This is a genomic window from Methanolobus sp. WCC5, assembly GCF_045690325.1.
GTDB lineage: Archaea > Halobacteriota > Methanosarcinia > Methanosarcinales > Methanosarcinaceae > Methanolobus.
Window position 1 is genome coordinate 757,105 of sequence record NZ_CP146981.1, and the last position, 14,520, is coordinate 771,624.

Here is a 14,520-nt window from a genome sequence, read left to right on the forward strand (position 1 = left end):
TATACCATGCCCGCATCTTAATTAAGCTTCAGTTCCTTATCTCATGGGAGTTCCTATCGCCACGGCCTATTCCTTTGTAAACAAAGCCGGCGTTGATGAAAGGATCAGGGTCGATGACGTTCCTGCCATCTATGATAATGGTGTGTTCCTTTCCTGTCAGCTCTTTTATGAAAGAGGGTTCCAGGCTGAAGTATTCCTTGTGACCGGTGAAGATCACAACGGCATCTGCCCCGAAAATGACACTGTTCATGTCCCTGTGGATCTCCACATCCGGATAGTTCGGTACATGCGGGTCGTGGACATTTATGCTGGCTCCTGCGGCCAGGACCATGTCCCTGTAAGGCTCTGAGGGGGGGTTGCGTGCATCGTCGGAGTCGTTGATGAAAGCCCATCCAAGCATGGCGATCTTTGAGCCATTGATATCCTTGCCAGCCCTTTGGAGTGCGGCTGTTGTGAGGTTGTACATATGCTGTGGCATGAAATCATTGACCCTGCGTGCGAGCACATATATGGACTCGGCATCGGCGGGATAATCAAGGGCCTGGGTCCCCAGTTTGACACCACGCTCAAGATGGTATGTGTCCTTGGTCAGGCAGTGGCCGCCCACACCGGCACCTGGCCAGAGTATTGCCCTTGTGATGCCTTCGCCCTTGAGGCTGTCGATACCTGCCCTTACATCATAGACGTTTATTCCCATGGCCTCACAGTAAAGTGCAAGCTGGTTTGCTGCTGCTATCTGCAGGTCACGGAAAGTGTTCTCTGCAGTCTTTGTCACCTCTGCTGCGGTGGCGCTCATGGGTATGACCCTGCCTGTTGTGAGCACGGGACTGTAGAGCTCCACGGCCCTGTCCGTACTTGGCTGGTCTATACCGCCAACGATCCTGTCATGTTCCTGTATATTGCGCAGCAGTCTGCCTACCATGACCCTTTCGGGAGCGTGGGCAAGTGCAAAGTCCTCCCCTGCTTTGAGGCCGGACTCCTCTTCCAGGATCTGCTTTGCCATACCTTCAGTGGTTCCCGGTGTGATGGTGGATTCCAGTACCACGAGCATGCCGGGCCTGAGGTACCTGCCAGCATTGCGGATGCCATCCTTAAGTGCACCGAAGTCAGGCTCAAGTGCTTTTGGGTCGGCAAAAGGGGTCTGGATGGCCAGGGCAACGGCATCCAGTTCGGATATCCTGGAAAAGTCGGAAGTGCATTCAAACTTGCCTGCATCCACTACCTTTTTCAGCAGCTCCTCAAGGCCGGGCTCCTCTCCCTTAAGGGGACTTTCACCACGGTTGAGCATTTCTATCTTGTAGCCGGAGGAGGGGGAATCCCTCTGGAATCCCAGTACATGCCCGAATTTGTCCGAATCAGCAAAAAGGGCAGCTGCGGGAATACCCACATAGCCCATTCCAATGACACCTATCTTTTTGATGGGGCCTTTCTCTTTCAGTATATTCTCAAGTTTTTGGCTCATTATCATCACTCTCTGATCTCTATTAATTTTGCTTCCTTATAGGAATTGATGGCAGCAAGGCTGACCTTAAGAGCATGCTTACCGTCCGTTCCGCAAGGCTGCGGTTGTGTTCCTGTTCTGATACAATCGATAAAGTATTCCAGTTCGTTCTTAAGAGGTTCCCTGGGTTCTATCTTGGCCTTGCGTACCCATCCGCTGTCATGCAGCTCCACTGTCTGGTCCAGGTAATCAAGATATGCAACACCTCCCACGCCCACCGCCGTCAGCTTTCTCACCTTATGGGGGGTGAGCCAGTTCACTTCCACAAGCCCGGAGAACTCGTGGTCCAGGCGCATATGGATGGTGGCGTGGTCCTCGAAAGAATGTATGTCAGCGCCGGCCACAGCGTATACCTGGTTGACCTGCTGACCGTAAAGATAGGATATTATGTCAATGTCATGGACACCGATGTCCAGTATGACCCCTACATCCCTTATCCTGGGATTGTATGGTCCGACCCTTGTGGTGGATATGGAGACTATCTTACCCAGCAGGCCTTCCTCTATTATCTCCTTGAGCTTTATGACCGCAGGATTGAACCTCTCGATGTGCCCCACCATGAGCAGCCTGTTGCTGGCAGCCGCGGCTTTTATGATGGCGTCTGCATTCTCAACGGTGTCTGCCAGGGGTTTTTCCACAAGTACATGTGCTTTGGCCTCGATGGCCTCGATGGCCACCTGGCGGTGCATTTTCGTGGGGACGACAATGCTCACAGCGTCCAGTCCCAGTGCCAGCATTTCCCTGTAATCGGTAAAGGCACGGGTGCCATATTGCTGTGCAAGCTCTTCCACAAGTTCCCGGTCGATATCTGCGATCCCGGCAAGTTCCACACCTGGCATTTCACTGTAGATGCGTATGTGGTTCTTCCCCATTGCCCCCGCACCGATGACACCCACCTTTAGCATCTTAGACCACCCCAGTTACTGATAGCATCGACAATAGTTGCTATGTCCTCTTCGGTAACTCCCGGATGGACGGGCAGGGAGATCACTTCCCTGGAAGCCTTTTCCGTTACCAGCAGGCTGTCGTTGTAGCCAAGTTCCTTGTAATATGGCTGCCTGTGGATGGGTATGGGATAGTAGATACCCGTACCGATGCCGATGCCCTTAAGGTAGTCTGCCAGTGCATCACGTTCCCTGATGCGTATTGTGTACTGGTGGAAGACGTGCCTGCAACCGGGCCTTACAATGGGACACTGTATACCTTCGATGGCCCTTAGGCCTTTGCTGAGCAAAGCAGCGTTATGCTCTCTTGCGGATGTGTATTCGGCAAGTTTTCCAAGCTGTACCAGACCGATGGCTGCTGAGATATCCGTCATGCGCAGGTTGTAGCCGAGCATCTCATGCAGGTAGCGCTGTTTTGAACCATGTGAGCGTATCATACGGGCCCTTTCGGCTACTTCGCGGCTGTTGGTCGTTATCATACCACCTTCACTGGTGGTCATATTCTTGGTGGGATAGAAACTGAAAGCACCTGTACCGAAGGAACCGACCTTCTTTGCGCTCAAGGCAGCCCCATGTGCCTGGCAGGTATCCTCTATCAGGATGAGATCATGGTCCTCTGCTATGTCCCTGATGGCCTCCATATCCGCAGGATGCCCATAGAGGTGCACAGGAATTATAGCCTTTGTTGCAGGAGTTATCTTCTCCTCGATGAGCTTAGGGTCCAGGTTGAACGTGTCGGCACAGATGTCTGCAAATACCGGCCTTGCGCCGGTGAAGAGTACGGAGTTGCCCGTTGCGATGAAGCTGAAGGAGCTGGTTATGACCTCATCTCCCCTGCCAATTCCATGGGCAAGTAAAGCTGCATGCAGGGCTGCAGTGCCCGAGTTTACGGCCACTGCGTGGTCTGTGCCCGTATATTCGGCAAACGCCTCCTCAAATTGTGCCACACGCTGCCCTTCAGCTATTATTCCTGAACGCAGTACGTCGCTGACAGCATCTATCTCAGCCTGGTCAAGCTGTGGTTTTGCAATGGGTATCATGATATCACAGGATAGGTATTGGTTTTGTAACTGTATTGTTCCAATGTTCTTTCATTATTATAAATAACTTAATATAATATAAACATATGACATATCTCCTGTCATATATTGTTCAGGGTATTGAGCCGTTCCGGGAGGTCGCTTATCCTTGCAGGGCAGCCTATTGCCAGTTTCCATGCAGGTACATCTTTTGTGACCAGTGCTCCTGCGGCCACCATTGCACCCTCGCCGATCTCAATTCCCGGCACAAGTGTGGCGTTTGCTCCAATGGATGCGCCTTTTCTAAGAACCGGGCCCTGGGGATGGTATTCACCTCTTATGGGATATTTATCGTTTGCAAGCACTGCACATGGCCCGATGAAGACATTGTCCTCGATGGTCACATGGGTGGGAATGTACACGTTGCCCTGGATACTCACATTGCTGCCGATGCTGACGTGCCCGTCGATGATGACATTTGTGCCAATGAGCACATTGTCCCCCATTACGGTCTCCTCCCTTATCATGGCATTATGTCCGGTCCTGAGATTATCCCCGGCCCTGACATTGCTGAATATCGTGGTCCCGGCCCTTATGAAAGCATTGCTGCCCGTCACAGAGCCCGGCTGGTCATATTCCTCTATATCCTTCCCGGATCCTGTTATCTCTGTCAGTATACTATGCTGCGGATAGCCCAGGATTACGTTTTCAAGGACCACCGAGCCTTCGCCCACACTGCTGGAACCGTAAAGTCTAGCGGTCCTGTGAATATATGTATTTTTTTGCATGTTCCCACCGATCATCACGTCCTTTAAGTGCTTCAGTTTATATAAATTTATTCTGGTGCTGCATTTTTGGGTCTGCAGGTGCCGGGCTGGTGGAAGCATGGGGTGTTGTTATGACGGGGGGTCTGTGTTCGGTTAAAATACCGGGATCAAAAAAAGATCACGCTGGTTTAGAATGTAAAAGATATTCCGTTGGTGTAAGCAAGAGAACATTTTCCTGCTTTGCAATCTCATGCATTTTTTCTGTAAAGCCGGATCTGCTGATGATTGCAAAGTGCTGTTCTCTCTCCCGGAGCCATTTCACATGGCTGGCCTTTTCCTTCAGACTGAAATATACATCTGTATCGATCTTCTGCTTTTGCCATTTGCATTCACAGAAAAGAATGTCCTTTGTATCCTGATTCAGGGCTACCAGGTCTATCTCATAGTCATTTTTCCCTTTTGGCCTACCGGTTATCTTTCCCCACTGCCTGCCAATGGACCTAAACCTGAAAGGGAGTCGGTCCTGCAGGTTCAGATCTGTGAGTATCTCTTTACATACCTGTTCAAATGTCTCCCCCAGATAGCGGTCATAGCTCTTCTTAATATCTGCGATTCCCTGGGAACTGTCACCTGCTTCTATAAAATCCCTGTGCACTAGTACATACCTGAACCAAAAACGCATGAAAGGGTCATCTATAACATAAATTGTCTTGCGGGTCGATGACTTTTCCGCCACCGGGTGTTCTTTGCGGATAAAACCGAGTTTTATCAGAGTGTCCAGATAATATGACAGATCCTTTGTATCCATAAAAGCTCCGGCAGCTATCTCTCCTGCTCTGCCCGCACCCCTGGATATGGAATAAAGGATGTTCATGTAAGTGGAAGGCTCTCTCAGTTCTTCCCGCAGCAGGAACTCGCCTTCAGCATAGAGTACGGTTTCTTTTGAAAGAACAGATAGTTCCAGATTCTCATAAAGGTCCTTATCCGGGTCAAAGAAGGCGAGATAAAAAGGAATACCTCCGGTGACCCCGTATATCCGTATCAGTTCATCCGGGGAGGATCCTGGAAAAAACCCGGACATATGACGCAAGAGCAGTGGCATGACCTGTATCTGCCCTGTCCTCCTGCCATAAAGCGGACTTGAATGTGCAAGAGTTGTTCTTTTCATCATGGAAATGGATGATCCGCAGAGTATCAGATGGAAAGGTCTTCCATTGAGGATCTCATCTGCAATCAGCTGGAATACAGAAGGAATAGAATCATCTTCCTGCGCCAGATAAGAGAACTCATCAATAACGATGACCAGCTTTCTATCATTTTCCCATTTTTTACTTATGTATTCGAATACACCATCAAAGTCTTCAACCGCAGGTTCCATATCATTGAACAGGTCTGATGCCCTTTTCCTGAATCTGAGTGCATTGGACAGTGTACCTCTCATATCCGCCTGAAAGAATATATGGGGCTTGTCCTTAACGAACTGCCGGATAAGTTCTGTTTTGCCAACCCGCCTGCGCCCATAGATAACGGTCAGAGAGAGATTCCCTGAATTATATTCCCTGTTGAGATGGTCAAGCTCCTGAGTACGATTAACGAAATTACGGAACATAATAATTATGATTTAGTTTCGTATTATTTAACAGTTGCGAAAATGGGCTCTGTAGAAATCCTTTCTTTATCAAGGAACCACAGATAAACACGGATACACCCACCTCCTGCAGAGTTAAATGCCTGCTAAACAGCCGTTTAGCAACTAACACAGATGAAAATATCTGCGTTCATCAGCGTTTATCTGCGGTTCAAAGATTATTGATAATAGCTTTTCTAAGAGCCTGAAAATGGGAGTATTTTGTTTCAGATGAGTTCAGAAATTGGTCCATTGGAAGATCTGTTGTATTTCCAGTGTTTTTTGTTACAGCACTTATTACGGAACGCGCCGCCTTGGGCGGATGGTTGCAGCAATAACAGCTACAGGAGTGAGTTTATGCAACTGCAATTTCTCCAGAGTCACCCTGTGAGTAAGATATTTGAAAACTGATACCTACGCATTCATTAGATATATATGCAAATGCATAGTTCTATGTAAATGGTGTTGTTATGAAAAGATTTACTGTATCTCTCCCTGATGAACTTAAAAAGGAAATGGAGAACTTTCCGGACATTAACTGGGCCCAGGTGGCAAAAGATAGCATTGAGAAAAAGGTGCATATGCTCGAGGAATTTGAACAGTTTGAGCGGAGCCGTGATAATTAATGTCTACTTTGACAGTTCCTGTTGATGATGAACTTTACGAGAAGATCCAGAGCATGTCCTGGGTCAGATGGTCCAGGGTCGTGCAGGATGGGATAAGAAAACGAAAGATAGTTGAAACGTATATTCGGGACAAAAACATATCCGAAGCTGATGCTGTCTTTTGTGAGTTGATGGACTGGCACCCGGTTGATGAGCTACCCTTCAGGGAAGATGTGCTTGAAAATATAAGAAAGACAGATAAGAGGTCTTTTGTAAAGGTACAGGATATATCTGACATATTCCGGTGATCAAGGTGAATTATTCACTTTACATATCTCCTGCATGTCAGAAAGATATCAAGCGACTTACAAGAAAAGACCATCATCTGCAAGTCATTCTTGAAAAAAAGATAAAAGAGATCCAGGAGAATCCTACCCGATATAAGCCATTGCGCAATGATCTTGCAGGTCATTACCGGGTACACATAATGACAAGTTTTGTACTTATCTTCACAGTGGACCTTGAAGAGAAAGCTGTTTCATTGGTGCATTTCTCTCACCATGACGATGCCTATAAATCGTGAACGTTGTTTTGCAGGTTGCAAAGTTATAAGCACGCAGATATTGATTCTTATAGTCCGTGTCCATCGATTGCCAAGTGACTATTTGCATCTCTACAAAATTAATATATATTGATGATGGAACGCGCCGCCTGCGGCGGATGGCTGCATTGGTTTTGGCCATTGATGTTGCTTTATTTTTGAAAAAGGCTTTTTGTTGATGAGCAGACTACCTTTGACCGGGAAAAAAAGAAGACCCCTTCCCTGGAAGGGGTGTTTTGCCTGTATTACACTAACTCACACTAGCTCACCGAAGCGGCCTGCGACTATGGAGAGGTCCTGGATGTTGACAATGCCGTCCTGGTTGACGTCCCAGCGAGGGAGGTCATCTTCGTATGTCACGCCGTAGTTCTGGCCTACCAGGGTGATGTCGAGGATGTTGACAACGCCGTCCTGGTTGACGTCCCATCTGGGGTGCAGGTCTGTGACGGTTATTGTGTGCATTGCACTGACCTCATCGATGCCGTCTGTGACAATGGCCTCTACGGCGTAGGTTCCGGCAGAGCTGTAGTCAAGCGGCCATACGTAGGAAGTACCTGTGCTGACCTGTGAGCCGTTGATCCTTATTACATAACTCAAGCTGTCACCGTCAGCGTCACTTGCCTCTATGCTCACGTTGATGGTGGAGCCTTCTTCAAAGACGGAGCCGTCTGCAGGTTCAAAGAGGGTTATCACAGGCACATTGTTAAGCTGGTTCACTGTGATGCTTACGGTCATGTTGTCTGTGAGATATCCGTCTGTGACCTCAAAGCCTGCCTCATAGCTCCCTGCATCTCCCACCGATGGTGTCCAGGTAAAGGTGCTGCCACTAAAGCTGGCCCCCTGTGGAAGCGTGGTGGCCGAGTAGCTCAGCGGGTCACCTTCTGCATCACTTGCACTGACAGTGAAGCTCAGGGTGCTTCCCTCATCCACTGACTGCACGGCAAGCGAATCGAACACCGGTGCCGTATCGATCAGCACTGTTGCATTGGATGCCGTGTATAAGGCCGGCTGGGAATCGATATCACTTAATATCACACCTGCAAGCCCAAGCTCAAGCACACCGGAGGAGCTGCCTGCCACCATCTCTACTGTGGCCATGACCCCTGGTGCTGAAATACTCCCGGACCCTACGATAGCGGCATATACATGGCTCAGGAGTCCCACGGTATTGTCAAACCCTTCATGGGCAAAAGCGGTGCTCGCCCCACCCGATGAGAACAGGCCTCCTTCACTTACCGCAGTGACATCTGCAAGATGGCTGTAGTGCAGATCGAACTGCGACCCCGTAAGCGACTGCTTCGGATCTATATACACATCAAGACTGAAGCTCTCCCCAGGTGCCACAACCGCTGTGGACGGAGATATGCTTATGGTGGAATATTCCGGCTCCGACACAAACACGGTCCATGTCCGCGAGAGAGTCCCCGCCGCAGCCACACCATCAAACCTGACAGCGTATGTACCCGCAGCATCCCAGTCCTGTACATAGGTCGTTGCACCGCTCTGCACAAGCTCATCATCAATATACCAGAGGGAACTGGTGAATTCCTGCCCCGAGTCCACTATAAATGTGGTGGATTCACCCACAGATGATGTGACCGAGGTGGAAGAGGGAGTGAATGACGGGGCTGAGCCGGATGGGGCGGGGGATTCTGCCTCATCAATGATTTCCCATGTCTGAAGCACAGATCCATTTGAGTTTAAACCCATGAACATGATGGTGTGTGAACCATGCAGTATATTCCATTCATATTCCATTGAGCCTGAAGATACAAGGTTGCCATCCACATACCATTTCATATCAGTAAGGGTCTCATCTGTCCATACCCTGAATTTCTTCACCTGTCCGACATTAAACGGATTGTCTTCACTTGGTGCAAAACCAACGATTTGTGGTTCTGTGGTGCCTTCATCAGGAATGATAGCGTTGATAGTGTATGTTGGGGAGTTGGGATTATCTCTATATGAAAAAGATTCTAGATTTATGTCGAAAAAATCTACAGTTGAAGATCCATACGATATCTTAAGATCATAAACATTTTCATCGATAAGAACAGCATTCTGGAGTGAATTCAATAAAACTATGGAATTCGTAGGCTCTGACGGCAAAGATGTTCGGCCTTCAAATGATGTTCTAAATTTCGTTTTTGTATCAAAGTTTGCGTTAACTACTGAATTGTCTGCAGAACTTACAGGAGATACAATCACTGTTGCATCACTAACATAAGAACCATTTTCATATAGTATTCTGATATCAACGTAGTCATATTTATAAAAAGTTGACGCCGAATCCTTTACGGATATTGTTGAATAATTCGTATTCAGAAAAAATGGATATTGAGAATCACTTTCATAATTGTCCCCAATCTTCAGGTCGAGAGTGTTCGACATTAGATCATTATCAACAAAGGTCACATTACTATAGGTTTTTCCATTGATGACAACACCAAATGCGTTGTTTTTGAGGACGTTGTCTTTTACCAGTACATGCCGCGCGCCCAGATTTGTTCCCATGTTACTATGACCTGTGAAGTAGATGCCTCTGGTTACTTTCGAAATCGTGTTATTTTGAACTGTTACCATAACATTCCATCCGGGACCTGTACCATTATCATAAGCGTTACCTTGAATGCTGATGCCGTCTCCACTTATGTTTTTTATGACATTGTCACAAATATAAGACCATTTAAAGCGGTGAGAAGCTAATATCGCAATTACCTTGTTGCACGAACCACCCTCAAAATAATTATTTTGAACTATTGCCCCACCGTCCCCTTCTTTCAAATCTACCATTACGCCGCCAGGCAGGAGAGTGTTATTTAAAAAGATATTGTTCTCGATAATAGGATTTCCTTGACTATAAACTAATAAATAATTTCTATTGTTTTCAAATGTATTGCCTGTTACATATCCGCTATGAACTTGCAGCGCCGTCCCATCCATTTCATGAAAATAATTTTGCCTGACAGACACATTTTGTCCAACATTGCCAAATATAATATAATTTACATGGTGAAAATCATTGTTTGAAACAATTACAGGCGATCTTGCATGGTCTGTGCTACCATCTGTTTTTGAAGGATAACCAAATATTCCATACTTGTACTCGCCATATTCATCCAGACCTCCCGGACCCAAATAACTCACTTCACTGTTTGTCAGCTTAAAGTTCCACCCACTGTCACCTCTAAGTCTTCTGTTTATGATACTTCCACGTTCATTTGAATCGAACGAACTGATCAGTGAATTATTGATTATCAAGCTCCCTCTATTCCAAATTCTATAAACACCACCAAAATAGAAAGATTCGTCCTCTATCGAAAAAGAGGCATCAGGCAATATCACAATATTTGCATAAAGGAAAAAACTGTCATTTTCTCTGGCAAAGATGGAACTGTCAGAAACTTCTTTATACAATGTCAATGGGGAGTTCACTCCAGTAAGATATATTGTGTTCTCATTTGCATTATAACTAGCATTTGCATGGGCAAAATCAATTGACAACATAATCAAAAATAAACATATTAAGAAAAGTACCGTTTTACTATTTATTTTGAACATGATTAACACCACTTATGCCCATATATTTAAAGAGGATGTCTATGAAAAGACGAACATAACATCAAAGTAATGGACACTAGTTCTACGAAGCAGTTTTGCATGAAATTTATGAAGCAAGAGGACAACTGAACGAACGGTAAAGCAAAATCTCATAATAAATTGCATAAAGAGATAGAAGATTATAGTGCAAACGATAATTGCACAATCGAACTAGTGTCATGTCACAGCTGATATGACGGGGCTGTCAAAAACTTTGGGGTTGCAAAGCCTGAGTTAATTAATAACAATAAATATATATTATGAAAGTAGATATGGTTTTGTGACAAACCATATCATATCCACTTTCAAATCTCATATTAGCTCAATTCAACTTAAACTAAACGACTGTTTTTCAGGTATCACAAGCTTTGAAGATGCTATCATATCCCAATTGTCTTCAACTGAAAATAGGAATATTCACAATGAGAAGGAGCTTGTTCTGCATGCAGACAATCATTTTGATCTCCTTCATCCTTACTGTCCTGTTTGTGGTTCCAGGAAAGTAATCAAACAAGAATATTACAAACGCAAGCTAAAATTAACAGAATTTGGAAGTCAGGTTATTTATGTTCGAAGATACTATTGTAAGATTTGTTCTAAAAAATTCACAACACCTCTTGATTCAATTGTAAAAAAAGGACATCAATATGCCCGAACTTATGAACACTATATAGAAAAAACCTATGAGGCTGGCTATTGTTCATTCAGACATCTGCAAAAGATCTTCACATCGCTATACGATTGTTCTCCCTCTCATCAGACCATTTACAACTGGATTGCAGGATCAAACAGAATATCAATATCAAGCGATGATAATCATTATTCTGGATACTATTGTTATGATGAACAATACATAAAACTGAATGGAAATCGCTTTTATAGGCTCAGTTTGATAGACTCTGTACTGAATAAACCAGTAGAAGAGAAAATTGTGCCAAATCTTGAATATGATACTGTTAAGGGTTTTATTAAAAATGCTGTAGCTTCTAAGCCTCTTCATGCCATTTCAACCGACCACCGAAGAAAATATAAATCGATTATGGATGCACTAAAAATCAAGCATCAACTTTGCATATTTCATTTGTACAAGCTTGTTGGGAAAGATGTGTACAAAAAACTAAAATCAAAATTTATTGGCTCTAGGGAAAAGATCAGGTTGTGTTTAGCATTTACAAAGATCAAAGAAGTGTTTAGAACATATGACCTAAATATCGCAATCAAGAGACTTCAAGAGATAATCAGTAATATGGAAGAAATTCCACATTTACTTCACAAATCAATAGATAAGATTATAAAAGACTTCGAAAGGTTGACTCTGTTTATGGTGGATGAAATGATTTCAAAAACAACAAACCCTATTGAGAATTATTATCGACAAACGTTACCTGATTCGTTGAAAAGGATATTTAAAACACCGAAGGGGATATTGAATTATTTAAGTGTTAAAAGAGGATATTGGGAAGGGAACATATCCAATAAAGTTTAACACCAAAGTTTTTGACAGCCTCGATATGACGCAATCTTTATTACACTTAATGCCCAATTTGAGTATATGCAAAGAAAATACATTGTCACGCTTACCGAAGAAGAAAGAAATGAATTATAGTTAATAACTTAACTTTTATAACTTATTGCCCAGAAACTTCTCAATCCATTTTCTTGCGAAGCTAAGCTTTGATGAACAACTGATAAACGTCTCAGCAATCAGATTCCTCATGTGGTCGAGATCTTTCACAAAATTGCAAGAAATGATTCTTTTAACGCTCTTCCAGATGAATTCTATAGGATTCAAGTCTGGCGAATATGGAGGCAAGTAGACCAACTCGATACCATTTTCCAGTGCAAAATCAACTGTATCTTTTGCCCGATGTGACCTGAAGTTATCAAGAATGATGACTATTCTCTTTCCCATGTTACTGTTTTTGATAGTTGATAGGAACGAACATACATCTTCTTTTGTTGAACGTTCCTTGAAATCAATGGCAGAAGTACCATTCAATGCATAAAACCCGAATGAATTTGCTTTTATCCTGGTTGTGTTTTTGAACATAACGGGTTTATTGAAAGACCATAAGCGAACTGTATTTGATGTGGTTTGGGGAGATGATTCATCAAGGAAACCAATGACGCACTCTTCATCAATCACTGGCAATTTTTTTTTAAAATCTCTTCTGCGTCTTCTGGTCTTCGATGATCATACGTATAGGGTTTGGCATGATACATGCCAAACTTCTTCAAGATAACTAATATTTGCTTGATGGTGTAGTGAACCGCAAACTCATTATAGATAAGTTCCTGGACTTCTTTTGTAGACCAATCCTCTCTTTCATGCAGCATAGCCTTTAGTTCTTCTTTTTGATCATCAGTTAGCTTTGAAGGACATCCTCCTGAAAACCTGGGAACCAATCCTTCATACCCGTCTTGATTCCATCGCTCTTGCCATTGATATGCAACTGGTGTTGATATGCCAACAAGTTTAGCTGCTTCATTGACAGAGGCACCTTCATAACGATGTTTAATAAAATACAAACGTTGTAGAACTCGTGTATCTTTCTCTAATGACTTGATATGTTTAAGTAATTCTTCTGATGATAGATGATGCTCTATCAAAATTTGTTCGGGTCTAGCCATAAAGTATAGTTGTATTTAATTAATAATAAATATTTGGTTAAGAACTATAGATTCCATTGTTTCAAAAGGAAAGCACAAATCTCAAACATATCAAAATGCCTTAATTTTGCTAAACTGTGATGAAGGGAAATATCAGAAAGAAAAGCATACTAATGAGACAATTTCTAGTGTCCTTAATGTTAGTATGAGGAAAATAGACCGTGTGAAAAAGAGGTTTGTTGAAGATGGCCTCGATCTTGCATTACATGGCAAAGAAAATGAACGAATCTATGAAAAGAAAATTGATGGTGATCTGGAAGCACACATCATTGCATTGAGTTGTTCCGATCCACCACATGGTCATAGTCAATGGTCATTGCGATTATTAGCGGACAAAGTAGTCGAATTAGAATACATAGATAGCATTTCATATGAATCAATAAGGAGAGTTTTAAAAAAACGAACTTAAACCCTGGAAAAAAGTAGGTTGGGTAATCCCACCAAAACAAAACAGTTCTTTTGTCGCACAGATGGAAATGGTATTATATGTCTACAAGCGTGCTTATTCTGCTTTGTTTCCTGTTGTTTGTATGGATGAATCACCTAAACAATTGATATCTGAAACAAGAAATAGAATCCCTGCTTCATTTGGCAAGCCAGAGAAATATGATTATGAATATCGACGAGAGGGTGTTTGCAACATATTCATAGCTTGCGAGCCTTTGACAGGAAAAAGGATCGTAGAAGTAACAGAACGCAAAACTAAAAGAGATTGGGCACAGTTCATTGAAAAAGTTGCGGCAAAATACAAATCAGCAAAACGAATTACATTGATAATGGATAATTACGATACCCATACACCAGGCTCATTTTATGAAATTTTTCATCCTGAGAAAGCAAAACAACTTCTTGATAGATTTGAACTGATCTTCACTCCAAAACATGAAAGTTGGTTAAACATGGCAGAAATTGAGCTGAATGTGCTAAACAAGCAATGTTTAAACCGTAGGATTGGCGATAAAAAAGTTCTGATTGACGAAATAAAAGCTTGGGAAGCATATAGGAATGAGAGATGCAGCAAGATCAATTGGCAATTTACAACATCTGATGCAAGAGTTAAATTGAAACGCTTTTATCCGACAATTGAAGTGTGACATGACACTAGCTAAAGTTGAGAGTATTTGACTAAATTGTGACTGGAAATACCATGTATTTTTCTTGGTTAATTTTCCTCATAAAATCAGGC

Annotated in this window: 10 protein-coding genes and 2 pseudogenes; 5 read left to right on the forward strand and 7 right to left on the reverse strand. The window is 43.7% G+C overall.

Annotated features, from left to right (window positions below; genetic code table 11):
• Positions 1–28 precede the first annotated feature (28 nt).
• The 5 genes from V7O64_RS03635 to V7O64_RS03655 form a co-directional block, all read right to left on the reverse strand.
• Positions 29–1,462 carry a nucleotide sugar dehydrogenase gene (locus tag V7O64_RS03635; protein WP_407356676.1) on the reverse strand — a complete coding sequence of 478 codons (1,434 nt, stop codon included), beginning with the start codon at positions 1,460–1,462 and terminating at the stop codon, positions 29–31.
• Between the two features lie 5 nt (positions 1,463–1,467).
• Complete coding sequence (locus V7O64_RS03640) at positions 1,468–2,406, reverse strand: UDP-N-acetylglucosamine 3-dehydrogenase (RefSeq protein ID WP_407356677.1); 939 nt, start codon at positions 2,404–2,406, stop codon at positions 1,468–1,470.
• Positions 2,400–3,485: a DegT/DnrJ/EryC1/StrS family aminotransferase gene (locus V7O64_RS03645; RefSeq protein ID WP_407356678.1), complete on the reverse strand. Its 1,086-nt coding sequence runs from the start codon at positions 3,483–3,485 to the stop codon at positions 2,400–2,402. Before V7O64_RS03645 ends, V7O64_RS03640 begins: the two co-directional genes overlap by 7 nt.
• A gap of 101 nt (positions 3,486–3,586) precedes the next feature.
• Positions 3,587–4,252, reverse strand: a complete 666-nt coding sequence (locus V7O64_RS03650) for an acyltransferase (RefSeq protein WP_407356679.1) — start codon at positions 4,250–4,252, stop codon at positions 3,587–3,589.
• Positions 4,253–4,409: 157 nt separating this feature from the next.
• Entirely contained in the window at positions 4,410–5,840 is a 1,431-nt protein-coding gene (locus V7O64_RS03655) for an ATP-binding protein (protein ID WP_407356680.1), read from the reverse strand.
• A 488-nt stretch (positions 5,841–6,328) separates the two neighbouring features.
• Here V7O64_RS03655 and V7O64_RS03660 point away from each other — a divergent pair, with 488 nt between their 5' ends.
• Genes V7O64_RS03660 through V7O64_RS03670 form a run of 3 tightly spaced genes read left to right on the forward strand, consistent with a single transcriptional unit; the run spans position 6,329 to position 7,046 of the window.
• Complete coding sequence (locus tag V7O64_RS03660; RefSeq protein WP_407356681.1) at positions 6,329–6,484, forward strand: hypothetical protein; 156 nt, start codon at positions 6,329–6,331, stop codon at positions 6,482–6,484.
• Positions 6,484–6,771, forward strand: coding sequence for a hypothetical protein (locus V7O64_RS03665; protein ID WP_407356682.1), 288 nt, complete (start codon positions 6,484–6,486; stop codon positions 6,769–6,771). Before V7O64_RS03660 ends, V7O64_RS03665 begins: the two co-directional genes overlap by 1 nt.
• A 5-nt stretch (positions 6,772–6,776) precedes the next feature.
• Positions 6,777–7,046, forward strand: a complete 270-nt coding sequence (locus V7O64_RS03670) for a type II toxin-antitoxin system RelE family toxin (RefSeq protein ID WP_407356683.1) — start codon at positions 6,777–6,779, stop codon at positions 7,044–7,046.
• Positions 7,047–7,319: 273 nt separating this feature from the next.
• On the opposite strand, the gene V7O64_RS03675 is transcribed toward V7O64_RS03670, so the two are convergent.
• Complete coding sequence (locus tag V7O64_RS03675) at positions 7,320–9,857, reverse strand: putative Ig domain-containing protein (RefSeq protein ID WP_407356684.1); 2,538 nt, start codon at positions 9,855–9,857, stop codon at positions 7,320–7,322.
• Between the two features lie 1,087 nt (positions 9,858–10,944).
• Between V7O64_RS03675 and V7O64_RS03680 the strand changes: the two are divergent.
• A pseudogene (locus V7O64_RS03680) lies at positions 10,945–12,084 on the forward strand (ISNCY family transposase); the annotation flags it as partial.
• A 201-nt stretch (positions 12,085–12,285) separates the two neighbouring features.
• Here the strand turns inward: V7O64_RS03680 and V7O64_RS03685 are convergent.
• Positions 12,286–13,295: pseudogene (locus V7O64_RS03685) on the reverse strand (IS630 family transposase).
• A 22-nt stretch (positions 13,296–13,317) separates the two neighbouring features.
• Between V7O64_RS03685 and V7O64_RS03690 the strand changes: the two are divergent.
• Positions 13,318–14,428, forward strand: a protein-coding gene (locus V7O64_RS03690) for an IS630 family transposase (RefSeq protein WP_407357251.1) whose coding sequence is annotated in 2 segments (ribosomal slippage) — positions 13,318–13,730 and positions 13,729–14,428 — 1,113 coding nt in all. Because the reading frame shifts where the segments join, the coding sequence is not laid out codon by codon here.
• The last annotated feature ends 92 nt before the right edge of the window (positions 14,429–14,520 follow it).